The 580-nt window shown below is 47.4% G+C and carries 1 protein-coding gene; it reads right to left on the bottom strand.

Going from position 1 to position 580, the window contains the following annotated elements:
* On the bottom strand, nt 1-580 hold a 580-nt coding region (locus R8O11_RS29790), incomplete at both ends, for an SDR family oxidoreductase (RefSeq protein WP_318195201.1).

Here is a 580-nt window from a genome sequence, read left to right as displayed (position 1 = left end):
GCGCGAGCGCAATTTCTCGGATACAGACATTTTGTGGTTGTTGGTAAGCGAACATTACTGCACGCGCGACATCGTCTGCGGCGAGTACACCACCCATATCCACTTTCCAAGCATCGTATCCATCTTTAATGTCTTGTGAAGTGGTGTGAGAAAGCAGTTCCGTCTCTACTGCGCCCGGTGCAATAGTTGTAACACGCACATTTGATGCGGCCACTTCTTCGCGCACATTTTCTGAAATTGCATGAACTGCGAACTTCGTACCACAATATGCCGCGTGGTCAGGGAACGTCTTTTTACCTGCAATAGAGCTGATGTTGATTATTGTGCCACTATTGCGCGCTTTCATTGATGCAAGTACGGAGTGCATACCATTAAGCAAACCAAGCACGTTAACGTCGAACATACGCTTCCATTCAGCGGCGTCCTGCGTGTCGATCTGACCAAGCAACATTACACCCGCATTGTTGACTAGCACGTCAGCTGGACCAAATTGAGCTTCTGCTTTTTCAATCGCTGTTATCAAACTCGCTTGGTCAGTGACATCGACTTTTTCACATAAGGTGTTTGGTAAATTGAGTGC

This window comes from Vibrio sp. 1288 (assembly GCF_033344475.1).
This window is presented reverse-complemented; position numbering and strand designations above follow the sequence as displayed.